20 protein-coding genes are annotated in these 25,115 nt (G+C 58.1%); 14 read left to right on the top strand and 6 right to left on the bottom strand.

The window, feature by feature from the left end:
• Positions 1 to 200: hypothetical protein (locus tag VFU50_05145; GenBank protein HEU5232225.1), on the bottom strand; the 200-nt coding region annotated here is incomplete at its 3' end.
• 207 nt (positions 201 to 407) lie between these two features.
• The gene (locus VFU50_05140; GenBank protein ID HEU5232224.1) at positions 408 to 1,544 is read right to left on the bottom strand and encodes a DUF6569 family protein; all 1,137 of its coding nucleotides are present in this window, start codon (positions 1,542 to 1,544) and stop codon (positions 408 to 410) included.
• Positions 1,545 to 1,726: 182 nt separating this feature from the next.
• Between VFU50_05140 and VFU50_05135 the strand changes: the two genes are divergently transcribed.
• The 5 genes from VFU50_05135 to VFU50_05115 all read left to right on the top strand — a co-directional run bounded on the left by VFU50_05135 (position 1,727) and on the right by VFU50_05115 (position 5,473).
• Positions 1,727 to 2,578, top strand: a complete 852-nt coding sequence (locus VFU50_05135; protein HEU5232223.1) for a sigma-70 family RNA polymerase sigma factor — start codon at positions 1,727 to 1,729, stop codon at positions 2,576 to 2,578.
• Positions 2,579 to 2,667: 89 nt separating this feature from the next.
• Positions 2,668 to 3,945: a zf-HC2 domain-containing protein gene (locus VFU50_05130; protein ID HEU5232222.1), complete on the top strand. Its 1,278-nt coding sequence runs from the start codon at positions 2,668 to 2,670 to the stop codon at positions 3,943 to 3,945.
• Positions 3,946 to 3,964: 19 nt separating this feature from the next.
• Entirely contained in the window at positions 3,965 to 4,132 is a 168-nt protein-coding gene (locus tag VFU50_05125) for a Trm112 family protein (protein ID HEU5232221.1), read from the top strand.
• Positions 4,133 to 4,170: 38 nt separating this feature from the next.
• Positions 4,171 to 4,623 carry a dual specificity protein phosphatase gene (locus tag VFU50_05120; GenBank protein ID HEU5232220.1) on the top strand — a complete coding sequence of 151 codons (453 nt, stop codon included), beginning with the start codon at positions 4,171 to 4,173 and terminating at the stop codon, positions 4,621 to 4,623.
• Positions 4,624 to 4,657: 34 nt separating this feature from the next.
• Positions 4,658 to 5,473, top strand: coding sequence for a HipA family kinase (locus VFU50_05115; protein ID HEU5232219.1), 816 nt, complete (start codon positions 4,658 to 4,660; stop codon positions 5,471 to 5,473).
• 156 nt (positions 5,474 to 5,629) lie between these two features.
• On the opposite strand, the gene VFU50_05110 is transcribed toward VFU50_05115, so the two are convergent.
• Together VFU50_05110 and purH are read right to left on the bottom strand one after the other, a co-directional pair.
• On the bottom strand, positions 5,630 to 7,831 hold the full coding sequence (locus VFU50_05110; protein ID HEU5232218.1) for a tetratricopeptide repeat protein: 2,202 nt from the start codon (positions 7,829 to 7,831) through the stop codon (positions 5,630 to 5,632).
• A 169-nt stretch (positions 7,832 to 8,000) separates the two neighbouring features.
• Entirely contained in the window at positions 8,001 to 9,602 is a 1,602-nt protein-coding gene (purH, locus tag VFU50_05105; protein ID HEU5232217.1) for a bifunctional phosphoribosylaminoimidazolecarboxamide formyltransferase/IMP cyclohydrolase, read from the bottom strand.
• A gap of 268 nt (positions 9,603 to 9,870) precedes the next feature.
• Here purH and VFU50_05100 point away from each other — a divergent pair, with 268 nt between their 5' ends.
• Positions 9,871 to 11,292 carry a rhomboid family intramembrane serine protease gene (locus tag VFU50_05100; protein HEU5232216.1) on the top strand — a complete coding sequence of 474 codons (1,422 nt, stop codon included), beginning with the start codon at positions 9,871 to 9,873 and terminating at the stop codon, positions 11,290 to 11,292.
• A 314-nt stretch (positions 11,293 to 11,606) separates the two neighbouring features.
• On the opposite strand, the gene VFU50_05095 is transcribed toward VFU50_05100, so the two are convergent.
• A complete protein-coding gene (locus VFU50_05095; GenBank protein ID HEU5232215.1) occupies positions 11,607 to 12,056 on the bottom strand; it encodes a hypothetical protein in 450 nt (149 codons plus the stop codon).
• A gap of 551 nt (positions 12,057 to 12,607) precedes the next feature.
• Between VFU50_05095 and VFU50_05090 the strand changes: the two genes are divergently transcribed.
• Positions 12,608 to 15,337 (top strand): DUF6600 domain-containing protein, encoded by a 2,730-nt coding sequence (locus VFU50_05090; protein HEU5232214.1) that lies wholly within the window; start codon positions 12,608 to 12,610, stop codon positions 15,335 to 15,337.
• Positions 15,338 to 15,556: 219 nt separating this feature from the next.
• On the opposite strand, the gene yiaK is transcribed toward VFU50_05090, so the two are convergent.
• Positions 15,557 to 16,582 (bottom strand): 3-dehydro-L-gulonate 2-dehydrogenase, encoded by a 1,026-nt coding sequence (gene yiaK / locus VFU50_05085; protein HEU5232213.1) that lies wholly within the window; start codon positions 16,580 to 16,582, stop codon positions 15,557 to 15,559.
• 120 nt (positions 16,583 to 16,702) lie between these two features.
• Between yiaK and VFU50_05080 the strand changes: the two genes are divergently transcribed.
• From VFU50_05080 to VFU50_05050, 7 genes are all read left to right on the top strand, one after another.
• On the top strand, positions 16,703 to 17,185 hold the full coding sequence (locus VFU50_05080) for a cupin domain-containing protein (GenBank protein HEU5232212.1): 483 nt from the start codon (positions 16,703 to 16,705) through the stop codon (positions 17,183 to 17,185).
• 87 nt (positions 17,186 to 17,272) lie between these two features.
• Positions 17,273 to 18,319 (top strand): MBL fold metallo-hydrolase, encoded by a 1,047-nt coding sequence (locus VFU50_05075; GenBank protein HEU5232211.1) that lies wholly within the window; start codon positions 17,273 to 17,275, stop codon positions 18,317 to 18,319.
• Positions 18,320 to 18,562: 243 nt separating this feature from the next.
• A complete protein-coding gene (locus VFU50_05070; protein HEU5232210.1) occupies positions 18,563 to 19,402 on the top strand; it encodes a 5-deoxy-glucuronate isomerase in 840 nt (279 codons plus the stop codon).
• Positions 19,403 to 19,406: 4 nt separating this feature from the next.
• Complete coding sequence (gene kduD / locus VFU50_05065) at positions 19,407 to 20,168, top strand: 2-dehydro-3-deoxy-D-gluconate 5-dehydrogenase KduD (GenBank protein HEU5232209.1); 762 nt, start codon at positions 19,407 to 19,409, stop codon at positions 20,166 to 20,168.
• Positions 20,169 to 20,278: 110 nt separating this feature from the next.
• The gene (locus VFU50_05060) at positions 20,279 to 21,622 is read left to right on the top strand and encodes an MFS transporter (GenBank protein ID HEU5232208.1); all 1,344 of its coding nucleotides are present in this window, start codon (positions 20,279 to 20,281) and stop codon (positions 21,620 to 21,622) included.
• Positions 21,619 to 22,293: a bifunctional 4-hydroxy-2-oxoglutarate aldolase/2-dehydro-3-deoxy-phosphogluconate aldolase gene (locus tag VFU50_05055; GenBank protein ID HEU5232207.1), complete on the top strand. Its 675-nt coding sequence runs from the start codon at positions 21,619 to 21,621 to the stop codon at positions 22,291 to 22,293. The genes VFU50_05060 and VFU50_05055 overlap by 4 nt, the downstream gene beginning before the upstream one ends.
• A gap of 270 nt (positions 22,294 to 22,563) precedes the next feature.
• The gene (locus VFU50_05050; protein ID HEU5232206.1) at positions 22,564 to 25,113 is read left to right on the top strand and encodes a DUF4861 family protein; all 2,550 of its coding nucleotides are present in this window, start codon (positions 22,564 to 22,566) and stop codon (positions 25,111 to 25,113) included.
• Positions 25,114 to 25,115: the final 2 nt, after the last annotated feature.

Here is a 25,115-nt window from a genome sequence, read left to right as displayed (position 1 = left end):
TGCATGAGCTCGTTCCGCAGGGCGGACAACTCGGCGAGTGAGAACTTTTCCACCATTTTCAGGTCACCTCCGACCCTACTTGCTTCCTGCAACATTAGACTCACTTGGGTCATCATTTGTTGCAGATTCCTCTTTTCAAACACACGAAAGTAAGTATCGACAGTCGTATGACCAAGGTTGTCCTTCTCGGTTACCTTCATGGTCCCTATTGCATTAGACCCGCATATTTACTGTACGTAAGCAGAGGCTGCTCGGTTTCATTAAGTGCAGGGAACAGGTGACAGGGGACAGGGAACAGGGCTGCGGCGGGACAAAATTTCACAGCGGTAGGAACATTTTTCTTGCTTCGTCGCTGTAGTGAAAATTTTATTTTCCTGTCCCCTGTAACCTGTTCCCTCTGCTTCCCTCTACCGCACTTCGCTCCAGACTCCCACGGGCCTCATCTTTCCTATTTCGGGAACTGTTGCGTTCGCGTCGGCAATCTTGCTGATATGCAGATCGAAGCCGGTCCCAGGCAGTAGAGAGACGAGGGTGAACAGCTTGAAATTAGAGGCAATTGTTTCTGATTGGCGATAGACTCCAGGCTCACTTTCGATCATTTCGCGCGTGCCTTCGGTCCGATTGAGAAATTGCTGAGCCTCGCCGACGGTCACGGGCTTGGCTGTTGCTCCGGAGGTGATGGCTTCAGCCGCGTACGAGCGGACCAATTTGGGCCAGTATTTTTCCAGCAGGCTGGTGCTGGCGAAAAGGTCGGCCCAGATGAGTTGTCCGCCAACGGCGACGACCACTCCCACCGCATGCTGGTCACGGAGCTGCTTCATCAGCGAGCTGTAGGACTGCTCTACCGGAGCGGCTTGCTCCGCGATCACTCTGCGCACCTTCTCGTCTTCGAAGGTTTTCGCGTAGGACGATGGAGCGGCGGAAGCTAGTCCGCCGGTAACGGGTCCTCCGATCGCGCCATGGATTGCTCCGTTCGCAGCTCCTACTGAATCCCACACCTGCTGCTGGTTCTGCGCGATCATGGCTTTACTGCGCACGCTGGGCTGCGCCATCTGCGACTTCATGCTGGAGAACTGCGCCGAACTTTCCGTCCAACGTCCGGGTTCTACGCAGAAGACGCCGAGATCGACAGGATCGCTCTCAGCGGGAATCACACGATCTTTGCCGACTACGCGATCCTGTTTGCCGCCCGTGACGATTTCTCCTGCGAGCAGGATGAGCGGATGCTTCGAGTTGTTGATCAGAACGAGATTGTTCACCTGCGGACCGGAAACAGGAATGTGATGGTGCGGTCCGCGAATCAGCCCGCCGATGCGTCCAGCTTCGGTGATGACGATCTCACCTGAGCGAATGCCATCGTCCAAGGTGATGAACTCGCTGGTGTCGTGCTCGTAGGAGCTAACCACTGGAAAGATGGTTAGATTGCCGTGCGAGATCGGATTCAGGACTTTGTAGCTGGGGCTGGGATTGCCTCCCCAGACCAGCGAGGCACAGGCGAGGAACAACAGTGCAATTCCAAATCGGGACAATAAAGGCCGAGACATGCTTCACCTCCATCACCACCCAATTGCGAGGCATTTGCGGGGGAGGGTCCTCGCGAATTTGAGAGAAGAACGCTTATTCACCTACGCCTTGCAGGAAAATTTGCTACCATCCGCCTCAGCGGCAAGTCTCGTCCTATATGCCCGTGGCCCAAAGCAGTAGCCGTTCGACATCAGTTGCCGCGGTGAGAATCGACGCTCACCAGGCGACTGAGCTTTATGAACGCAGCAGCGCCTCGGCATACTCGCTCTCCCAGCAGCAATTCACGGAGATTCTTCAGCGGGTCGTCAGCCGGACCGAGGAGATGAGCGGGGCCGATGCCGACGAAATCTCCGGCTTCCTTTCAGGACTCAAGCTCGATGAGCTAGCGCTGGCGCACGGATGCGCAGCCGGCAATCAACACGCCTGGGACGTGTTTCTCACTCGCTATCGCGAATCGATCTATCAATCGGCGCGCAGCATCACTCGGAACGAGTCGGTGGGCCGCGAGCTGGCCGATTCGCTCTATGCCGAGCTATACGGGCTGGGCGGCCCTGAAGATCGCAGATCGAAGCTTGCGCTTTACTCCGGACGCGGTTCGCTGGCCGGCTGGCTGCGGATGGTTCTGTCGCAGAGCTATGTGAATCAGATTCGGGCAGGGAAGCGGCTGGTGAGCATCGAGGAGGAAGAAGAGGAGCACGGAACGCAATATGCTGCGCCTGTCGCGGAGCAGTCCTCCCCGGTAGATTCTCGCCTCGCGGAAGCCACAGATCAGGTGCTGAGCGCACTCGAGCCAGAAGAGGGATTTCTGCTTTCGTCCTATTTTCTCGATGGCCGGCGCCTGGCGGAGATCGGACGCATGCTGGGCGTCCATGAATCAACTATCAGCCGCAAGCTGGAGAAGCTGCTCAAGGACGTGCGCAAGCGCATCCGCAAAGAACTTGAGCGGCGCGGCATGAGCCGTCGCCAGGCAGAAGAGGCGCTTGAGGCCGACGTGCGTGATTTCGCGCTAGACGTGCGCTCCCGCCTGCAGCCTCCGGCAGAAAACAGCTCGTGAGTTGCTGATCGTCGCGCAAGAAGCGGGGATTCCGGCGTTCAACCGTTAACGAGCAGAATTGAGGCAGTTTGGATCGTGTGAGCAACATCATGAAGCAGCGGCTTGCGGCGCAGCAGGTGGCCGCCGAGGCCGAGCATCCCTCAGCGGATACTCTGGTGGCGTTCGCTGAGCAGGGATTGCGCGGCTCAGAGAGGCAGCAGGTTCTCTCGCACCTGGCAGTCTGCCCAGCATGCAGGCAGACTGTGTCGCTTGCGACGTCCGCCGAGCCAGTCAGTCCAGTTGCGCTGCCGTCTCGCGGCCGTGGCGTCAGATTCCCAATGGCACTAAAGTGGGCATCTGCAGCGGCGACCTTGGCGGTCGCAATTGGCATAGGCGTGCTTTCGTACGAGCACCAGAATCGACCGACATTTAGGGTCGCATCATCTTCTTCTCAAATACAGGAAAAATCTGTTACGCCTGCTGCGCAGCCTGCAACCGAACAGAATTCTGAGGTTCCCAAGACAGAAGTGAAAGCTGAGACGCAGATGAACGCTGCGAATTCCAGAAAAGCCAATCCTCAATCTCGAGTCATGGCAGATGCTCGCAGAGTAGAACCGCAATTAAAGAAGGCGCAACGTGACGCAGTTCTCGGCGGCCTTGTTGGCCGTTCGCGACCCACCAGGCTCCCACCATCAAACGCTGCTGATAGATTTATGGCTTCCAATGCGGTAGCACCGCCACCATCACCTCCGCCTGCGCCTCTAGATGCGAAGGCGAGCACAATTTCTGACGTCGCGGCAGCGGGTGGTGTGGTTGGAGGCGCTCCCGCTCCTTCCCCTTCTGCGCAACCGGCACTTGAAGCAAGATCAAACGCGCAACTGCAGACAACCGCGGAGACGGCCAAACTGGACAGGTCGACATACAATGGCCCCACGAGTGCCAGCCTGCAGCGGCCTGCCTCACCGGCCGAGATGAAGGCGATCGCATCCTCCGCTCTTGGAGGACCGGTTCGCACCCGCGCAGTTCATGCGTTTACACCGATCGCCCACTGGACGATCTCGTCGAATGGCAAGCTGCAGCGAGAGTCAGGCGATGGCCGGTTCACTTCGATCGAGCCTGCGCCGGGAGTGTCGATTCGGGCAGTCGCAGCACAGGGCATCGAAGTGTGGGCGGCGGGCGCGCAGCCGGACCTGTCGGCGAAGCAGTGGCAGCAGCGTCCGGTGCTCTTTCACAGCTCCGATGCCGGTGAATCCTGGGCCAGAGTTGACGGCCCGTGGCAGTCGCCAATCAACGCGCTCCGGCTTGATAGTGCAAATGCACTCACTGTAACCACTCCCGACGGAAGCTGGACCACTCTGAACGCCGGCAGGAGCTGGACGAAAAAGTAGCCGGAGTTAAACTGCCTCTATGGCGATCGCCCAGGAACTTCTCGAGATCCTTGTTTGTCCATCATGTAAAGAGCCAGTGAAGCTCACTTCCGAGCAGACAGGTCTGCGCTGTGACCGATGCAATCTCGTCTACCCCATCATCGACGACATTCCCGTCATGCTTGTGGACAAAGCCATCCGTAACTAAAGGGGCATTTACCCATGTTGTAAGCTGGCTATATGGACATGACGTGGGTCACCGATCGCATTGCGGTCGGTGGGGGCATCTGGAATGAAGTGAAAATGATCGAGGTGGTGGACCAGGGCGTAACCCACATCATCAACATGCAGATCGAGTTCGACGACCGCCACCTCGGCGTGCCCTACGGCATCCGCGTCCTCTGGAATCCCACTGACGACGATTTCCAACCAAAGCCTCCTGAGCTATTCCAGCGTGGCGTGGAGTTTGCGCTCGAGGCCCTCGAACATCCCAAGGGAAAAGTCTTCATTCACTGCGCAGCCGGCGTGCATCGCGCGCCGATGATGACCTTGGCCATCATGCGCGCCATGGGATGGGAGCTCTCAGACGCCAAGAAGTTGATCCAGAAACGCCGCCCCATTGTGGACTTTGCGGATGTCTACGTTCGCAGCGTGGAAGAGTTCATGAAGGGCTACGCGGCCGAGCCGGCGGAACGATAATCGGCGCTTTTTCGGGTATCATCCTTCCCTTACCGTGATCCGGGCCAAACAGCATCTGCGTCCCATGCGTGGAGGCGCGCAGAGCCATCTCATGTACGCCGACGATGGCCGCTACTACATCGTCAAATTTCAGAACAATCCTCAGCACGTTCGCGTGCTCGCCAATGAACTGCTGGCGACGCGCATCGCCGAGCGCATTGGGTTGCCTGTTCCCATTACGGAACTGATTGAAGTGAGCTCGTGGCTCATCGAGAACACTCCTGAGCTTCGGATTCGTACCGGTTCATCCAGTGTTCCCTGCCAACACGGCCTCGCACTGGCGATCCGCTTCGTCATCGAGCCGCTCGAAGGTACGGTCTTCGACTATTTACCGGCTGCCGTGCTTGATCGCGTCCGCAACCTCAACGATTTCGCCGGCATGCTCGCGCTCGATAAGTGGACCTGCAACACCAATGGCCGGCAGGCAGTTTTTTGGAAGAAGACGCGCGATAAGAAATACACGGCCACGTTCATCGATCAGGGCTACTGCTTCAATGCCGGCGACTGGGATTTTCCTGATTCGCCTTTGCGCGGAGTTTACCCGCGAAACGAAGTCTATGCCGGGGTGAATGGATGGGAGTCGTTCGAGCCGTGGCTCTCGCGCATCGAGAACTTCGATCCGCGAGTGCTTTGGGAGATTGCAGAATCGGTGCCGCCGGAGTGGTACGGCTCAAGTCTCACCGAAATGGAGCGCCTGATCGAGCAGCTTATTTCGCGCCGCAGCAAAGTTCGTGAGCTGATCGAGAGCTTCCGGAAATCAACGCGCGAGCCGTTCCAGAACTGGAAAGAGCAGTTCGCAGCGGCGAGGTAAGCTTTTCTGCTGTCATTCCGAAGGCCCGATTTTGGCCTGAGGAATCCCTACGAACGGCTGCACTCGAAGCTATGGAAAGATTGTAGGGATTCCTCACTCCTGCTCACGCAAACTGCGCGTGAGCATCCGTTCGGAATGACAGAATTGAGCAGGGCGTTACTCTTTGTCGCCGCCCTGCTGCTTGGCTAACTTGACCTTGGTGCTCTCAAGCTGTTTCTGAACGCGAGCCACGTCGTTGGTCTCAACATCCGCCGGAAGCGAGCGGTTCCATTCTTCGAGCGCGCGCTCCCACTGAGCGGCTGCCAGCTTCAGGCGCCCGGTCTTGGCATAGACTTCGCCCATGTGGTCGTGGACAGTTGGATCCTTGCTGTTGCGGTCCATGGCCTTGCGCAGGTTCTCTTCTGCCATCTCGTAGTTGCCGAGCTTGAAATAAGCCCAACCGAGCGAGTCCAGATACGCATAGTTCTGCGGCTCTTCCTGTACGGCGCGCTTGATGAGCTGCAGCGCTTCTTCCAGGCGCACGCCGCGGTCGGCCAGCATGTAGCCGAGATAGTTCAAAGCGCCGGCGTCACGTGGATCGTTGGCCAAAACTTTGCGGAACATCTCTTCGGCCGGCTCATATTTCTTCTGCCGCTCCAAGTACGAGCCACGAAGGAAGTTGTCGGCTCTCTTGTCCTCGGGCTTATTGGAGAGGGCGCTGGCTTTGTCGAGGGCCTGCTCGGCGTCGGACCAGCGGCGCAGGCGAGCGTAAATCTGCGAAATTGCCAGGTACACGTCGCGGTCATCGGCGCCGCCCTTGAGCTGTTCCTTCGCCATCGCGATGCCTTCATCGGCCTTGCCGTTATCGGCAAGCTGACCGGCGAGCACCAGGCGCATGTCGGTCTCTTTCGGCATCGCCTTGACAGCTTCTTGGGCGGTTGCTACCGCTTGATTGAACTGCTTGTCGTCGCGATAGGTATCGATGATCTGGCCATAACCGCGCTTGGCGCTGTCGTCGCCTAGCTCCAGCATCTTGCGGAAGGTATCGATCGCCTGCTGATCGCGTCCAGTCTCTCGATAGATCGAACCCAGGCGCTCCAGGAACACCGAGCGATTATTGCGCTCGCTGCTGCTGTAGGTCGCAGCCGGCTTCTGGTTCTTATCGATCAGGTCCTGCAGGATCTGGATGGCTTCGTCGTACTTGCCCTGAGCTTCATCGATCAGCGCTTCGTTGTATGGGACTTCGAGCGAGTCCTGCACCAGCGAGTCGGCCTTCTTGAGCGTCGCCATCGCGTCGGTGTACTTACCTTCGCGACGATAGATCTCGCTCATCTTCAGATAAGCCTGAGCGTCCTGCGGATCGGCGTCGGCGACCTGCTTGTACTGATCGAGCGCGGCGTCGATCTGGTTGTCGCCGAGCAAGCTGCTGGCGAGCCCGCGCTGCGCATCGAGGTTATCTTTGTCGATGTCGAGGGCGTGCTTGTAGGAATTAATCGCCTGCTTGTAGTCCTTCTGCTGCTCGTAGGTGTAGCCGAGCACAGCGTAAAGCTTGCCGCTGCGCGCGGCGTCGGGCAGCGACTGCAGAATGTCGACGGCTTTCTTGTTATCACCCTCTTCGTTGTACAGATACGCGAGATTGATGACGGCTTCTTCCGAATCAGGCTGAATCTTGCGCGCGGCTTTGAATTCGCCTTCGGCTTTCAGGTAGTCCTTGTCGATGATGTAAAGGCGGCCGAGCAGCAGGTGATCGTCGATATTGTCAGGCTCGAGCCGCGTAATCTGGCTGAACTGCTCGATGGCTAGCTTCAGAATGTCGGAGGACTGCGCTCCGCCTTGGATGTCGCCCAGCGAGCGCAGATAGATTCGCCCCAAGAGCTTGCGGGCATCCAGATTATTCGGATCGCGCTTGATGATCTCCTGCGATTCGGTCACGGCGTCGCGGATGTGTCCCGTTTTGAAGTAAAGCTCAGCAAGTCCGGCGTTTAGCTCTTCGGACCCGGGATCGTTCTGAAGCGCCAGCTTATATTCGTCGATGGCTTTGCTCGCGTATTCCGAGTGGCCGTAAACCGAGACCATCTCCTCATACATGTGCGCGAGCGCGTAGTGGTAGTAAGCCTGCGCGCGATCACGTTCTGCGGGCGGAGTGCTGTCCGTGGAGGGCTTTGTCGCCGAAGGCTGAGGCTGCTGTCCTTTCTTCGCGGGAGGAGCAACCGTGTCTGGCGCCTGATTCTGATTCGTCGGCGCATTCTGCGGGGCCTGGGCGGCAGGCGCTTTGGCCGGCGGCGTGACTCCGGGATTCTGATTCGTGGGAGCTTGAGCGAAGCCGAACAAGGAGCTAATAAGAACAAGAGAAGACAGGCGTACACCGAGACTGGTCATGTGGATCGATTAAGAAGAGAAGCTTCAACTCCCGAAGTATTGGATGCGCGACTCACGAATCCGCAGCTTGACTATTTCGATGCAGAGCTGCAGCCTCGCGACGCCCATGTAATGGACAGACTTACCCTTCCTAAATTGTACGCCTGAGCAGCCTTTTAAGACGCAAGCTTTAGTGACGGAAGTGCCGTACCCCGGTGAATACCATCGCCAGTCCCAGCCGGTCGGCGGCCTCGACCACCTCTCCATCCCTGACTGAGCCTCCGGGCTGAATTACGGCGGTTGCTCCGGCGCGGGCGATCTCCTCGACACCGTCAGCGAAAGGGAAGTAAGCGTCGGATGCGGCCACGCTGCCTTTCAGCGGCAAAACGGCCTTAGCAGCGCCGAACTTGCAGGAATCGACGCGGCTCATCTGGCCGGCGCCAACGCTGATTGTCTGCCCATTGCGGGCATAGACAATGGCATTCGATTTGACGTGCTTGCAGATCTTCCAGGCGAATAGCAGAGCGGAAAGCTCTTCTTCGGTGGGAGGGCGTTTGCTCACGACTTTCAGATCAGAGCGGGAGAGTTGATGAACATCCGCATCCTGAAGAAGTGCGCCGCCTGAGACCTGCTTGAGAACGGTGGCTTGCTCGGCAGGACGGACTTGAAGCAGGCGAAGATTCTTCTTGGCCGAGAATCGCGAGAGAGCTCCCGCCGAGTATCCCGGCGCGGCGATGGCTTCAACGAAGAGCTTCGCAATCTCCTCAGCGGACGCCTCATCGATTTCGCGGTTGATGCCGATCACCCCACCGAACGCCGAAACAGGGTCAGCTTCGAGCGCGCGTTTATAGGCTGTGACAATGTCGGGACCGGTTGCAGCCCCGCATGGGTTCGTGTGCTTGATGATCGCGCACATCGGGTCGTCGAACTCGCGACACAGCTCCCAGGCAGCATCGAGATCTACGAGATTGTTGTATGAGAGCTCTTTGCCCTGAAGCTGGCGCGCATTAGCAATGCCTAGGCCAGAGCCGTCGGAATAGACCGCAGCTTTCTGGTGCGGGTTCTCGCCGTAGCGAAGATCAGCCAGTTTGGAGAATGAGACGCGCAGGCGAGAGGGGAACTTCTCGCCAGGTTGGGGGAGTTCGCCGGGCGCTGAGATGGTCTCCAGTGCGGAACTGATCGCCGAATCGTAAGCCGCGGTGGTGGCGAATGCTTTTTTGGCTAGCTTCCATTTTGTTTTAAGCGAAAGACCGCCGGAGCTGCGGAGTTCTTCGAGAGTTTGCGAATAATCCGATGGCGAAGTTATCACCGCAACATCCTGAAAATTCTTTGCCGCAGACCGCAACATCGAGGGGCCGCCAATATCGATGTTCTCGATGATCTCCTCGAATGTGACTCCAGGCTTTGCTGCCGTCTTCTCAAACGCGTACAGGTTCACGACGACCATATCGATGGCCGGAATGTCATGATCCGTGACGGCCTGCCGGTGAGCCTCATTCTCCCGAATGTGCAGAATGCCGCCGTGGACTTTTGGATGAAGCGTCTTCACGCGGCCGTCGAGCATCTCGGGGAAGCCCGTGAGCTCAGATATGTCTTTCACGCGAATGCCAGAGTCGCGCAGCAACTTCGCCGTGCCGCCCGTAGAAACCAGTTCCACTCCGAGTTTTTCGAGCCCGCGCGCGAAGTCGGCGATGCCGGTCTTGTCAGTCACACTCAAAATGGCGCGGTGAACAGGCTTCACATCCGATTGCGTAACAGCGGCAGGCACTTCGAGAGCTTCAGTCTGGGGCACGGAATTTCCTCGGGGGTTGAGATGAGTCGATTCTAAGAGGTCAGCCGAGAGTTGGCGAGTGCATCGTCTATGATGCGGGAGAAGCGGCAATAGGCGATAGGCGGTAGGCAGTAGGCGATAGACCAGAACCACTGCTCGTCACAATGTTCCTTGGCCGGATAGCCATTTCGCTTTCGCAGGGAAAAGCTGTGCGTTTGGTTCTGCCTATCGCCTATTGCTTATTGCCTATTGCTGTATCCGACGTCTCCAATACAGAAGGACATCATCGTTGCCCAACTGTCCCAACTGCGGCGCCCAACTTCAAACCGCACAAACCGGAGAGTACTTCTGTCCGGAATGCCGCTTGGTTGGCGCCCAGGCCCCGCCTCAGCGGCGCCGTCCGAACGTCTCCGACTACGTCAGGAGATTTCCAGCGACCACCGTTCTGATCGGCATCAATGTCGCCGTATTCATTGCCATGGTGCTGAATCATGTGCCTGTTTCTGGGCCTACAGTTGAACAATTGATCCGATGGGGCGGCGATTCGGGCGACAAGGTTCTCCTTCATAACCAGTGGTGGCGAATCATTACCTCGGCATTCGTCCACATTGGGGCTGCTCACATCATCATGAATATGTGGGCGCTGTGGGTGCTGGGCACGTTGGCCGAGGCCATTCTGGGAACGTGGCTGTACATCGGCGTTTATCTGGTCTGTGCGATTGCCGGCTCCATCACCAGCGTCTATTGGAATCCGGTGGTCGTGGGCGCGGGCGCGTCGGGTGCCATTATGGGACTCCTGGGAGCAGAAGTCAGCGTCCTGAAGTTTGCCCACCTGCCGCTGCCAAAGGAAGTAACGCGATCGACGATGCGGAGTTTGGTGCAAGGGGCTGTGCTCACGCTCCTCATCGGCATTCTTCCGCGAATCGATAATGCCTCGCATGTTGGCGGCCTGGTCTGCGGCCTGATCATGGGCCTCCTGCTCAGCCTGACGCGACGCGCCGGCGCGAGTGCTCAACGTCCCCTTCGCGCCATCTGCCTCATCGTGCCGTTTGCCGCGATGGTGCCGTTCGCCCTCGCGGCACAAAGACACGGGGAACCGCTCGTCCATCTCGCCAACGCTGAGGAGGCGCTTGGAGCTTCGCAGTTCGCTCAGGCGGAAAAGGAAGCGCGGCTTGCTTTGCGTCATCTCGCGAATCGCGACGACGTATTAACGGTTCTGGGAACCGCTCTGTATTACCAGGGCAACGATGCCGAAGCGAGCAAATACATGCGCCAGTTGCTGGAGCGGGATCCTCGCAACGACATTGCCACGAATGTGCTTGCATCCATTGAGCTGAAAGAGAACAACGCGATTGGCGCACGCGATCTGCTCACCCAATCGCTCGCTCTGCAGCCGCAGAACGCCTATGGCCATGTGCTTCTTGGACGCGCACTGCAGCAACTCAATCAGGACAGCGAGGCGATCGCACATTACCGCCAGGCGATCCAGATGGATCCGAATCTGTACGACGCGCAGATCGCGCTCGCGAGCATGTATGAGAAGCACAACGAGCCGAAGAACGCGATCTTGTTTTATAAGAAAGCGGCAGAGATCCATCCGAACGAAATCGAGCCATTGCGGGGACTCGCACGTTCCTACTTACAGGCCGGAATGAAACAACAGGCCGATCAGACGATCGCAGAGATTCGGAAGAGGGAAGCAGGACACTGAACTGAACGTGAATCCGACTTGTATACCACCCCATCAACCATAAAAAGTCCGCTGGGTCCGCGCGCCGTTCACTGCGAGTTACCAAGCGTGAACGTGAGCATTGTGAGAGGCGAGCGAACGCAGCCCAAAGCGCCGGAGGCGCGACATATGATAGCCCAGCACGTAAGTGCTGGGTGGTGGGAATAGATGAAACGAGCCCCGGCGGGGCGGCACTCTTTCTTCGGTGTTGTGACTTCAAGGCGTCAACTCACAATCTGAAATTACCGAGTCTGAAGATGACGCAAAAAACCGGCCGAGGGCGGCCGGCTCCACGTTTATTGTGTTTGGCGCTCTGAGACTCTCGCCCGCACCATCCCATAGAACCGCCATACATTCTCGTCTTGCCCTTTTGTGAGCCGCCGATAGATTTTCATAACGGGAAAGAGCTTGGCTCCGCCGATGTCGATTGAGATAACCGGAGCAACCGTTCCCGGATAGGTCTCAACACCCCACTCACCACCCCAGAGCCGGCGAATAGTTTCGCCGAAGTATCCACCCCAAATGCGTGCGGTCGAATCAAGTTCCTTCTGCATCGAGTCTTCCGAGCGAGGTTCCGGTTCGGGACTCGGTATCTTACCCGCGAGCTGATCCAGGATGCGTTCGAGATCCTCAAGACTGGCCTCCGAATAATCGAGCGCAACGCCGAACTCATGCGCGAGGCGTACGGCATCGGCGGCGTATTGCTCCATCATGTCGGCAATGGTGTTGAGTGGGTGAGTGGACATCGTGAAGAGCGTCTAGTGTACAAGCTGGAAAGCGGAAGCAGAATTGGCGCCGGTGTGGGTGACGTGGAGCCGGCCGCCCTCGGCCGGGTGTCTGGCGGAACCTTCAGAGTGGGTGCTGTTGTGAGATCGTGCTTCTAAATTACGAAATCGCCAAATGACGCCGCCGTCGCTAGGTCGACGAAAACCCGGCCGAGGGCGGCCGGCTCCACGTAACCTACCGGCGCCGGTTCCGTCCAGACGGCCAATGCACTCCCATAGCTTCGGTAATTTGCCGCCGTGCGCAATCCCGGCCACTATGTCCCTATCCCCCCGAGATTTCTGCATTTTGTAGAGCTTTACGGCTCGAAACGGCCCTCCCCCCAAAAAATCTTTGGCCGGTCGTCTCCGCCGAGGTCGCAGAAACGCGTCCTCGCCGGATAACGGAAGTAACCGAGCCAGGTACCCAAAATTCCCAGAACAGTGTGTGAGTCTCTGGGTTTTCAGAAGTGCAGGCCAAAAGACCACGTCTTCTCAAATCGGTAGAAGACGGGTCTTGGAGAGGAGCTGGAGATATGAAAAACCTCCGGCAATTCGTCTTTGCAGCTTTTGTGGCGTTGTTCGCAGCGTCATCGACCGCAGCGTTGTTTGCCGAAGCCGATCCGCCGTCGCGCGTGGCGCGCTTGAAGTACATCAGCGGACAGGTCTCGATGCAGCCCGGCGGGGTAAACGACTGGGCGGAAGCAACGGTCAACCGCCCGATGACGACGGCCGACCGTCTGTGGACCGATAAGGACTCGCGCGCGGAATTGCGCCTTGGCAATGCCGCCATGCGCATGAACAGCGAGACCAGCCTCACGCTGACGAATCTCTCCGACAACGCAGTTCAGCTCGAGCTCGATCAGGGCACGCTGAACCTCGATGTCATGCGTCTGTACAACGGCGAAATCTACGAAGTCGACACGCCCAACATGGCGTTTACGTTGACCAAACCGGGCGCCTATCGCTTCGACGTCGATTCCCAATCTGACACAACGCTCGTCACCGTGTGGAAAGGCAAAGGCATTGCCACCGGCAACGGCGAGGCCGTGAGGATCGATTCACACAAGCAAGTTCGCTTCACCGATGGCATGTCGCTGATGCACGCGATGTATGGAGCGCCTCACCAGGATGGATTTGACCAATGGTGCCAGGTGCGCACCGATCGCGAAGCCAACATCGCCTCCGTACGTTACGTTTCGCCTGATGTCGTGGGTTATGAGGACCTCGACGGCTACGGCACATGGCGCGAATATCCAACGTACGGACGCGTCTGGGTTCCAGTTGTCGCCGCGGGTTGGGCGCCGTACAGCGTCGGTCATTGGGTTTGGATCGCGCCTTGGGGCTGGACCTGGGTAGACGACGCGCCCTGGGGATTTGCTCCGTTCCATTATGGGCGATGGGTACATATCGGCGTAGCATGGGCCTGGGCGCCCGGACCCGCTTATGTGCGTCCTGTTTACGCACCCGCTCTTGTCGCGTGGGTAGGCAGCAGCGGAGCCGGAATCGGATGGTTCCCGCTCGGCTACGGCGAGCCTTATATCCCGTCGTACCACGTGAGCCGCGGATACTTTGAAACCATCAACGTGCGTAATACGCGCATCACGAACATCACGTACGTCACCAACACGTACTACAACGTCACCAACGTTCACATCACGAACATCCATTACGTAAACCAGTCATTTGGCACGACCGTGGTGAATAACGAAGTAATCGTCAATTCGCGGCCGGTGAATCACACTGTGTTCATCGGTCACAACGACGATTGGCGCAATCACCATGATGGTTGGGTCACCGCTGGTCCCGCATGTGCTCCTTCGCACGAGAGCGTCCTTGGCGTGCATGCAGGCGAGCGCGCCAGGATTCCGGAGCGCATTAACCAGCGCCCGGTAGTCGTGAAAATGACGCCGCCTGCGAGGCGCGAGCCGTTTGAGCCTCGACGCGGCGACAACGGACGTCCGTGGAACAACGACGATCACCGAGCGGATGGCCACACGCCGAACCCGCAGCACGGCGATAACGATGCTTCGAATCACGGCTACGGACACGGCAATGATGCCGACCATGATCGCAATGGAAACGATGACGGGCGCCGCGATCCGGTCGCCGATCGTGGACGCGATTTCCCGCATCCTGGCCGTGGTCACGATGATGACCATGGACAGCAGAACGCGAACAACGGCCATGATCAGAATGGCCAGGACCAGAATGCCCATAACGGGAACAATGACAATGATGATCGCGGCCGTCGAGGCCGTCCGGACTGGGCCGGCGTTCCGCATGAAGGCTCTTCGGATTCGCCGCGTTATCCTCGTCCGCCGCGTTCATCGGATGGCGATCATTCGCAGCCGAGTTCCTCTGGCAACAATCAGCCTGGAAACTCCGGCCAGCAGAACGGCAATGGTGGACAGAACCAGAACGCCCAAAACGGCAATGGCAACGGCAATGGAAACGATAACGGCAACAACGGCCGCCGAGGCCGTCCGGATTGGGCCGGCGTGCCACATCAAGGCGCTTCAGGTTCGCCCAACTATCCGCGTCCATCAGGTCCATCGAGTCCAGCTGGTCCATCCAACAATGGCAACTCGCAGCCAAGCTCGGCGAGTAACAACCAGCCCAACCAAGGCCAGGGCTCACAGGCGAGCGACGATCGCGGCAACCGCGGCCATGGCAACGGCAACGGTCCGAATTGGAATAACGGACAGAACGCCAACAACAGCAACGCGAACGGCGGCAATGCCGGCAATGGTGGCCAGCAGGCGCAAAGCCCGGCCTGGAGCCGTCCAAACCAGGACGGAAACTCGGGTAATCGCCAGGTGCCGCGTCCGCCGGCTCAGCCTGCGAACAGTGGGCAGGGCAATGGCATGAATCCCGGAATGGAACGTTCGCCGCAGCCCGTCTACCAGGCTCCGGCAGCTTCGCAGCAGCAGGCCGAGCGCGATGTGCCCAGACCGCGCGAGGGAGTCACGAACCGTCCGCAGCCCATGATGCAGCAGCCGCAGGCGAACAACCAGCGCGATTATCCGATGCCACAGCGGCAGATGCGACAACCGTCGTATTCGTCGCAGAGCGCTCCGGTGCAGCAGCAGGCGCAACGTCCAGTGCAGGCGGATCGCGGAAATTCACGCCCCGCGCCGGTTGTACAACGAGCGTCACAGCCTCAGTCGCGTCCTATGCCCAGCAGAGGTTCAGGTGGAAACGGAAACTCGCACGCCACCTCGAGCTTTCAGGGTGGCGATCACGGAAAGGTGCAGGACCGATAAGCCGAGTGGTTTTTCGCTCGTGCATCGGGACTGTCAACCATCTGCCCGATTCCTACCCCGGTGGAGCCCTCGCCTTTAGGCGAGGGTGAGCGAATGCGTTAGCATTCGCGAATCCAGGAATTGCGAAACACTCGCGCTTTAGCGCAGGCACGCGAGGCCAGCGCTAAAGCGCAATTTCCTTGCGTGTCGTTTAGACGCGGCTTGCAGCCGCGCCTTCGCCTAAAGGCGAGGGCTGTCACCATAACTGCGAACCTCTTCCCAGATCGCCGCATTCACGGGAATACCGCGCTCCATGTTCTCGCGACGAATCTTCAACACCTGCTCTCCCGGATAACGCACCGGCGCGTCGCCAGAAGCGGTTGCCTTGTGCAGATCCTCAATGATCTTGTCTGCGATGTCCTGCGCTCCGCCGACTTTCGAGGGATCGATCGTGATGAACACCTGCGAGAGCGCAGTTTCCCGTTCTGAATCCGCCGGAATCTGATGCGTCGCACTGCCGCCGGCCAACATGGTCGCAATCATATCGAGCATCAACGCCATCCCCGATCCCTTCCAGTAGCCCACGGGCAGCGCGCGCTGCGATTGCTCGATTTCCGCGGGATCGCGTGTCAGCTCGCCTTCAGCATTGAACCCTCCCGGAACGGGGAGCAATTGCTTCTTCAGGCGGTAGGATTCGATGGCTCCATAAGAAAACTGCGACATCGCCATATCCAAAACAACATGCCCGGCTTTGCGTGGGACGGCGATAATGATCGGATTGTTGCCAAGGCGCGGATCGCTCGATCCCCATGGCGGCAGGTTGGGCATTGTGTTCGTCCAGCAGATACCGATCAGGCCGGCGTCTGCTGCCTGCCAGCCGTAGTTGCCGCCGCGCATCCAGTGATTGGTATTGCCCAAACCTACACAGCCGATTCCGTGTTCGCGGCCTAGTTCGATAGCCCGCTGCATGGCCGCATAAGCATTGAGGTTGCCGGGGCCGCGATGTCCGTCCCAGCGCTCCAGCGCCCCAAATCGGGAAGTGGGGGTCGGCATCGCTTTGGGATCGATCAGTCCGCTGCGAATGCCGCGTACGAAGCGCGGGAAACGATTCAGTCCGTGCGAGGCCACGCCGTCGCGGCTGGCATCAGCGAATAAACGTGCCGAGAGCCGCGCGCGATCGTCCGAGAAACCAAGCTCGCGGAGAATCCCGGCGAGCGTGCTCTGCAGCTCGTCATAAGACACTCGCGTTTCGGCAGCCACACTCATTGCGTGTCTCGCATTACGAAACTCTCCAATCGGATGAAGATTTTATTGCCGTGATTCCGTACACTCGTTGGGCACTCAGCTCCGACCTTGGGAGCACGAAAATTTCGGGAGTCGAAACAAATGCAGAATCTTCCCAAAACAGGCATGTTGCTGATAGTGTTCCTCAGCACCATGGCCATGACCCAGACCTCAACCCCGTCCAGCACCGCCCAGGCGAACCCGATGTCCGCTGACTCGGTGAAGTACTACTCCAAAGACGACCTCGCGGCATCGTTCGCCAAAGGCGCTACGTTGGTCACAGAACCGAATTACCGGGTGATGACTGCCCATCGTACCGAATCGGGAAATGTCGAGATCCACCGCAGCTACACCGACGTCTTCTATATCGTACAGGGCAGCACGAATATCGTGACCGGCGGCAAAGTGATCGGTGAGAAGGCAACGAACCCGGAAGAACCGCGCGGCGATTCCATCGAAGGTGGCCAGACGCGGCATCTCTCGGCCGGCGATGCTATGGTGATTCCCGCCGGCGTGCCGCACTGGATGAAGGATGTCGAAGGCACGCTGCTGTACTTCGTGATGAAGGTGAAGACGGCGGAGTAGCTGCCATCGAGTGCTCGACTGGCAAGTTCCAGCGCCACACGCGGCAAAGAGCGCTGTGATTTCAAAATCTACTTGGATGAAGACACCATGCGATCGAGAACCTATAAGCGAGTTTTTCTGTTTCTGTCCGTGCTTGTTGTCGGCGCAACTTTCGCCGCTGCTCAAGGTACAAAGCCGGCGCTGCAAATCTATTCGATTGACGTTGAGGGTGGTCAATCGACATTACTAGTGAGCCCTAGCGGACAATCCATGCTCATCGACACCGGCTGGGCAGGCTCCAACGGCCGCGACGCCGATCGCATCGTCGATGCGATGAAGCTTGCCGGCGTGCAGCGACTCGACTACGTGCTGATCACGCACTATCACGTTGACCACGTCGGCGGGGTGCCCCAGCTTGCCGATAAGGTGAAGATCGGCACCTTCGTAGACCACGGCGAGAATCTTGAAAGTGCGGATAACGTCAGGAAAGATTTCGCCAACTACGAAGCCACGCTCGCCAAGACGGGCGCGAAACGCCTGACGGTAAAGCCCGGCGATCGCATTCCTGTTTCGGGACTGAATATTGAGGTCCTCACCGCCGGACGCAAAGAGATTTCCAGCCCTCTTCTCGGGGCCGGCCAGCCCAACGACGATTGCAGCAGCGAGCCGGCACAAGCCGATGATCCGACCGAGAACTCGGCTTCACTCGGAGTGCTGGTTACTTACGGCAAATTTCGCTTTATTGATCTAGGTGATCTGACTAAGAAAAAAGAAATCGAGCTGGTCTGCCCCAACAACAAGGTCGGCAAAGTGGATTTGTATCTCGTGAGCCATCATGGCTGGGATCCGTCGAATAGCAAATCCCTGCTGAACGCACTGCATCCGCGTGTAGCGATTATGCCGAACGGCGCGCACAAGGGTGGCAGCCCAGGCGCGTGGCAGATCGTGCACGACTCGCCCGGGCTCGAAGGCTTCTGGCAGCTTCATTATGCCGCCGATTCCGACAAGGCACACAATACCCGCGACGACCTTATAGCGAACACCGGTGACGCTGACGGCAATTACATCAAGGTGGTGGCGCATCAGGACGGCTCGTTCGATGTCACCAACTCGCGCAATAAGTTTTCGCAGCACTACGCGCGATTGCGTCGTTGAGCAGGTTCTTTGCACGGACTTTCTACTTACTTTGATGGGCCCTGGATAATAACTGAAACCGCGTGCGTCTTACGTATTGAACTTAAGTAGCCTCTCGATTGTTCTAACCGGATAATGGAGGCTGCGAGATTCGTGATTAGTGATTGAGCGATTTCGCAAGCAAAATCAGCAAATCGCGAGATCGGGAATGGAAGAAAACACCCGGCCGAGGGCGGTCGGTTCCAGGTTTCTTAGGAGTACATCATGAGCACCTTATCCCCCGTCTTAAATGAACCGGTTACCCGCGAAGGAAATGTGTTTCGCAAGACTAACGCGCACAAAGGGCGCAAGGTTTTTATCACTCCATCGAACAGCACGATGAAGCACCTGTGCTATGCGCGAACCATTCTCGATTCGGGAACTCCGAACGTGAAGTTCGAAAATGGGAAGCAGGAAACAGCGCTGATCTGCCTTTCCGGAGAAGTAGAGGTGGCGGTTGGGAGTGAGCGCTTCAAGTTGGGAGAACGCGATTCCGTGTACATTCCGCGCGGCTTTTCAATTCAGCTCCAGACGCGCTCTCATGCCGATATCGCCGAATTTTCCTCCGACGTTGAAAATAAATATCCGCTCCAGCTCGTGCGCTATTCCGACATCAAAGATGATAAGACTCTTCATTTCACCGCCGGTGGCGCAGCGACTACGCGCGATCTGAATATCCTAATCGGCAAGAACGTGCAAGCCGGACGCCTGGTTGCAGGCCTGACCATTTCGGAACCGGGTAACTGGACGAGTTGGCCTCCGCACGAGCATGCCGAGATGCTCGAAGAGATGTACGTGTACACGCACATGCCCCCTCCAGGATTCGGAATTCAGTTTGTCTATACCGATACGAAGGAACCGGAACTCGCAACCATCGTGCGCGACGGCGACGCCGTGCTGATGCCGCGTGGCTACCATCCCAACGTTGCCGCTCCGGGGCATCGCATTGGCTTTCTTTGGGCGATGGCGGCGCATCGCGAAAAGGAAGATCGTCAGTTTGGAGTGGTAAACGTGCAGCCCGAATTCGCGCAGTCGGGATCGGGACTGGAAGCGAGCAGAAAGTAGCCGGGTGATCCTCGATCAGTTCAGGCTCGAGGGCAAGACCGCGCTGGTCACAGGCGCGTCGGCTGGTTTGGGCGCAGCGATGGCGATCGCCCTTGCTCAAGCTGGCGCGGACGTGATTTGCCACGGCAATTCGCGTTCGCCGGAGCAAACGTGCCGTCAGATTGAGAAGCTCGGGCGTAAGGCTGCGACCGTCACCTCTGATTTGTCGAAGCACGGAGCTGCTGAGGAGCTGTTCGCGAAGGCCCAGCAGTTTGCGCCCGTGGACATTCTCGTGAACAATGCGGGAACGATCCGTCGGGCAAAGGCAACTGAATACAGCGACGACGATTGGGGCGCGGTGCTGCAGGTAAATCTCAACTCTGTTTGGAAGCTGTGCCAGGCTGCGGGTCGCGCGTTTCTCTCGAGAAAGACAGGCGGAAAGATCATTAACATTGCCTCCCTGCTTACGTTTCAGGGAGGGATTACTGTTCCGGCGTATGCTGCGTCAAAAGGAGCTGTCGCGCAATTGACGAAGGCGCTGGCCAACGAATGGGCGGCACACGATGTCAACGTGAACGCGATTGCTCCTGGATATATGCGAACGGACAATACCGCCGCATTGCAGCGCGATGACGTTCGCAATCGCCAAATTCTCGATCGAATTCCAGCAGGCCGCTGGGGAGAACCCAACGACATGGCCGGAACGGTAGTTTTCCTCGCATCGCCAGCGAGCAGCTATATTCATGGGCACGTGTTAGTAGTCGATGGTGGTTGGATGGGAAGATAAGACGGGCTACTGGCCGCTGGCTTTTGGCTTCTGGCTAGCGCACTTGAGCATCGGCACTGTTTGGGCCAGCAGCTAGTGGCCAGAAGCCAGCAGCCATTTTAAGGATCCTCGTGCAGCAAACTTCAACTCGAACCGATCAGCCTGGATGCGCTCCCACCCCTGCCGCGATTGACGCCGCAGTCCACGCGCGAGCCGGCGGAAACTTGCGCTGGGTTATCTGCGCACTCCTGTTTTTCGCCACGACCATCAACTACATGGACCGCCAGGTCCTGGGGATACTCGCACCATTTCTGCAAAGGACGATCGGGTGGAACGAGATCCAGTACGGAGACATTGTTTTTGCATTCCAAGCGGCCTACGCCATAGGGCTTCTACTCGTCGGGGGATTAATTGATCGCCTCGGCACCCGCATCGGATATGCCCTCTCCATTGGCATATGGAGCCTTTCGGCAATGGGTCATGCGCTTGCAAATTCCGTACTAGGCTTCGGATTCGCACGCGCCATGTTAGGGCTCGGCGAATCCGGCAACTTTCCTGCAGCGATCAAGACGGTCGCGGAGTGGTTTCCTAAAAAGGAACGCGCTCTAGCTACGGGCATTTTCAATTCGGGAACAAACGTAGGCGCGGTCATCGCGCCGCTCACCGTTCCCTGGATCGCAACTCATTGGGGATGGCGCTGGGCATTCTTGTTCACCGGCTTTTTCAGCGCGACGTGGTTGATTTGTTGGCTGGTCTTATATCGCCGGCCGCAACAGCATCCGAAACTTTCGCCTGAGGAGCTGCGCTACATTCAAAGCGATCCGGTCGAACCGACAACGAAAATTCCGTGGCTTCACCTGCTTCCGCATCGCCAAACATGGGCCTTCGTACTCGGCAAGTTCCTGACGGATCCAATCTGGTGGTTTTATCTTTTCTGGCTTCCGAAATATCTGAACGCGAAGCACGGACTCAGTCTCACCCAGTTGGGGCCGCCACTGGTCGCGATCTATGTAGCTGCCGATATCGGCAGCATTGGCGGGGGCTGGTTGTCGGGGACCCTGATTAAACGCGGATGGAGCGTCAATCGGGCCCGCAAAACGGCAATGCTGGTTTGCGCCCTGTGCGTACTCCCGGTTTTGTTCGTTTCACGTATCGGCGGGTTATGGCCGGTGGTGGGCCTGATCAGTCTTGCGACTGCGGCGCATCAAGGGTGGTCCTGCAACATCTTCACCACGGCTTCAGATATGTTCCCGAAACAGGCCGTCGCGTCTATCGTGGGGCTGGGTGGATTTGGCGGCGCGCTTGGCGGAATGTTCCTTGCATGGTTTACGGGACATCGCCTCGAGGCCACTCACAGCTACCGCACGCTATTCTTCATCGCTGGATCGGCATATCTATTTGCGTTGCTCGTCATTCAACTACTGTCGCCGCGGCTGGAGCCGGCGCACATCGATCTCACTCGGAGTAATTCATGACCAGGGAACAAGTCCGCGCACGCGTGCTTGAAGTTGGAATCGTGCCGGTCGTGCGGGCCACATCGGCCAAACAAGCGATCTCCGCCGCTGTCGCGGTTGCCGCGGGGGGAATCACCATCGTCGAAGTTACCATGACGGTTCCCGGTGCACTCGATGCCATCTCGCAGCTCATTAAAACACTGGGCAGCGAAGTTATAGTGGGGGCCGGTACCGTGCTCGATGCGCAGGCGGCCCGCCAGTGCTTTGATGCAGGCGCGGAGTTCCTGGTGAGTCCTGGTCTCGATTTGGGGACGATCAAGGCAGCGCAGGATGCCGGAAAGCTGATCATGGCGGGCGCGCTCACGCCGACAGAAGTCATCACCGCCTGGAAGGCCGGAGCGGATTTCGTAAAAGTGTTTCCCGCCAGCGCCGTGGGTGGCGCGGCGTACCTGAAAGCGCTGCGTGGACCATTGCCGCAGGTTCCGCTTGTGCCCACCGGCGGAGTGAACCTGAACACGGCAGCCGATTTTCTTCGCGCTGGAGCCTCGGCGCTCGGCATCGGTGGAGAGCTCGTGCTCGCCGCAGCGCTCAAGAGCGGAGAGACGGCGCAGATCACCGCGCTTGCGCGCCAGTACCTCGAGATCGTGCAGCAGGTGCGCGAGGCAGAAGCCAAACCCGCGATGGCTGGGTGACACGAAATACCCGACAAGAGTCCATTTGAGCGAATCGCAAGTGCACCTTTGCGCGAATCATCTAAAGCTTACTGTCATCTCTCGCGCCGCAGCGACACCACTCGTGCTTCGAGAAGTCTGGCTCTTGCGGCGCGCGGGATCTGCTTTTCGGCGGAAATAGCAAAAGCAGGTCCCCCGGGCCGCTTTTGGGTTTCGACTTTAATAGCGGTTTCGTAGCGGCCCGAGGGATGACAGTCTTTATTAAGGTTCCGTCAACAAGCGACAGCGACAATGAAAACTAAATTCGCGGTTATTTGTATCGCGCTGTTCTTTTTTGTTCCACTCTCTTTCGCTCAACCCCATCTGAAATGCGTCAAGCTCGCGGTCACTAATCCTACTGGCCAAAACCGACCGGCCGAGAACATCGTCGTTTCTGTTGCGGAGCTTCGCAAGATTGCTCCGGATTTTTATCCCGGGTCACAGATCGTCACTGCCACAGACGCAAGCACCGTGGCAGAGGACGCTACCATCCTTCACGCGACAGAGCTTCCCTCGCAGGTCGATGATCTTGATGGCGACTTCAAAGCCGACGAACTCGCGTTCCAAATCGATCTCAAGCCGCATCAGACTCGAATCGTGACTATCACCTGGGGACCGCCGGATCGCATTTTTCGGTTGCGCGGCGATTACGAGCCGCAAACGAATGCGATCTTTACCAGGAAGATCGACGGCATGGGATGGGAGTCGAAGCGCAATGCATTTCGGCTCTACTTCGATCCGCGCAATGCGATCGATCTTTACGGCAAGCCGCGGCCGACATTGCAGCTCGATCGCTACGCGACGCCCGGCTACGTTTACCACAACTACTCGCCAGATGGCCGCGACATCTACCTCGTCGCCGACGCGTTGGGAATCGGCGCGCCTGCGGCGTGGGTGAACGGAACCGCGCAGCACATTTCCGACGTTACGAATCGCAGTTGGCGAATCATCTCCACGGGCCCGGTGCGCGCAATCGTCGAGTTCACATATGAAGGCTGGAAGGTTGCGGGCAAGAGCGTGAACGTGAAAGTCCGCGCAACGCAATGGGCGGGCGAACGCGGGTTCACGCAAACACTCACCTCAGAAGAGGCCGGCGATCTCGTCTTTGCCACCGGCCTGACCCAGCAACAGGGAATTCCTGAGCTGCGCTCTGGTAGCGGCGAAGATCCTGCCTGGCTGGCGATGTGGGGAGAGCAGGCGGTTGAAGGCGGGAACAAAGCTGTGTCGCCGATCATGCGCGGTACCAATTTGGGACTCGCGGTGATTATGGGTCCAGGAACTGCGGCGTCCAGCAACAAGGACGCCAAGGACTATCTCTATACCTTCCTGCTCAAGAACGGGACAGCGACCTGGTACTCGCTTGCAGCCTGGGATCACGAAGGAACAAACGATCCCATTCCCGTTCCCGGAGCAAAGGAACCGCGCGAATATGTTGCGCGAGTCGCGGGAATCGACAACATCACCAGCAAAGACAAGCTGATCTCCTATGTCAAAGACGTTGCCGCTCGCATGAAAGCTCCGGCAGGCGTAAAACTGCTCTCGACCGCCGCCGAGGTCCAGAGCGCGCCGCCCGATACGCTGCATCCGATCGGCACGCGCACTTACAAGCAAGCCATCGATCTACTGCAAAAAGAAATCGACCGCACGGCAACAAAATGGGAGCCAATCATCACCGCAGCACAGCCCGGCAGCGTGAATGCCCACGCCGGTGCAGGATTCTTCACCGACGGCGATAACCAAACCGGCGAATGGCAATCGCAAAAAGGCTTCTTCTGGACTGGCGGCTTCTGGACCGGCGAGCTGTGGAAGATGTACTCGCTTACGCGAGACGAGAAATATCGCCGCTGGGCGGAGCTCTGGACTTCGCGCATGACCGGAGCAGAAAACGATCAGAACCACGACACCGGCTTTCTCTACTTCTATTCCTCAGTAGCCGGATACGAGCAGACGCATGACGCCAAGCTGCGCGAGAGCGCGATTCGAGCTGCCGATCATCTGCTGAGCATGTACAACCCTGTCACTCAACTCATTCCCGCGTGGGAGAAGAATGGCGATGACAGCATCATCGACACGATGATGAACCTACAACTGCTGTGGTGGGCGAGCCGCGAGACCGGTGACTCAAAATATCGCGGTGCGGCGCTTAAACATGCGTTGCGCTCCGCCGATTGGTTTGTGCGCAATGACGGATCTGTTATTCAGTCGGTTCACTACAATCCCGGCGACAATCGCCAGGAGTTTCGTCTGCATGGCGGCGCTCCTCGCGGCGACCAGCCATTCCTGTTTCCGAACAATGCAAAACCAGGCGAGCGCGTCTTTTATCACACGCATCAGGGATTCTCCTGGGAAACAAGCTGGTCACGCGGCACGGCCTGGGCGCTGTACGGGCTCGCGACCGCATATCGCGAGACGCACGATTCACGGCTACTGCAGGCGGCACAAAAAGTCGCCGATTTCATTGCCGCCAATCTCCCCGACGACTACGTACCCTGGTATGACTTCAACGACGAAGGCGTGATCTATCGCAATCGCGACACTTCGGCAGCAGCGATTGCGGCTAACGGCTTCTTGCAGTTGTCTGCACTCGAACAGAACGCGCAGAAAGCTCAGTTGTACCGCGCAGAAGCAGAGCGGATCACGCATTCACTGATTGATCGCTATCTCACACCAACATTGCAGGGCGACAATTCGCCAGCTGGCGTCCTGCGCCACGGTAGCGGCACGCGCCCGTCCGACGGCATGCTGATTTACGGCCAGTATTACCTGTTGGAAACATTGATTGCGCTCGATCGAGCGCGATAGCA

The organism is Terriglobales bacterium, from assembly GCA_035764005.1.
Lineage (GTDB): Bacteria > Acidobacteriota > Terriglobia > Terriglobales > Acidobacteriaceae > Gp1-AA112.
Note: the sequence above shows the minus strand (reverse complement) of the source record. Positions and strands in the feature narration are given on the sequence as shown.

Bases quoted from the DNA above. Each gene is read 5' to 3' on its own strand.
- VFU50_05140 (HEU5232224.1), bottom strand. From the start codon at position 1,544: ATGTCTCGGCCTTTATTGTCCCGATTTGGAATTGCACTGTTGTTCCTC.
- VFU50_05130 (HEU5232222.1), top strand. From the start codon at position 2,668: ATGAAGCAGCGGCTTGCGGCGCAGCAGGTGGCCGCCGAGGCCGAGCAT.
- VFU50_05125 (HEU5232221.1), top strand. From the start codon at position 3,965: ATGGCGATCGCCCAGGAACTTCTCGAGATCCTTGTTTGTCCATCATGT.
- VFU50_05120 (HEU5232220.1), top strand. From the start codon at position 4,171: ATGACGTGGGTCACCGATCGCATTGCGGTCGGTGGGGGCATCTGGAAT.
- VFU50_05110 (HEU5232218.1), bottom strand. From the start codon at position 7,831: ATGACCAGTCTCGGTGTACGCCTGTCTTCTCTTGTTCTTATTAGCTCC.
- VFU50_05095 (HEU5232215.1), bottom strand. From the start codon at position 12,056: ATGTCCACTCACCCACTCAACACCATTGCCGACATGATGGAGCAATAC.
- VFU50_05090 (HEU5232214.1), top strand. From the start codon at position 12,608: ATGAAAAACCTCCGGCAATTCGTCTTTGCAGCTTTTGTGGCGTTGTTC.
- yiaK (HEU5232213.1), bottom strand. From the start codon at position 16,582: ATGAGTGTGGCTGCCGAAACGCGAGTGTCTTATGACGAGCTGCAGAGC.
- VFU50_05080 (HEU5232212.1), top strand. From the start codon at position 16,703: ATGCAGAATCTTCCCAAAACAGGCATGTTGCTGATAGTGTTCCTCAGC.
- VFU50_05075 (HEU5232211.1), top strand. From the start codon at position 17,273: ATGCGATCGAGAACCTATAAGCGAGTTTTTCTGTTTCTGTCCGTGCTT.
- VFU50_05070 (HEU5232210.1), top strand. From the start codon at position 18,563: ATGAGCACCTTATCCCCCGTCTTAAATGAACCGGTTACCCGCGAAGGA.
- VFU50_05055 (HEU5232207.1), top strand. From the start codon at position 21,619: ATGACCAGGGAACAAGTCCGCGCACGCGTGCTTGAAGTTGGAATCGTG.
- VFU50_05050 (HEU5232206.1), top strand. From the start codon at position 22,564: ATGAAAACTAAATTCGCGGTTATTTGTATCGCGCTGTTCTTTTTTGTT.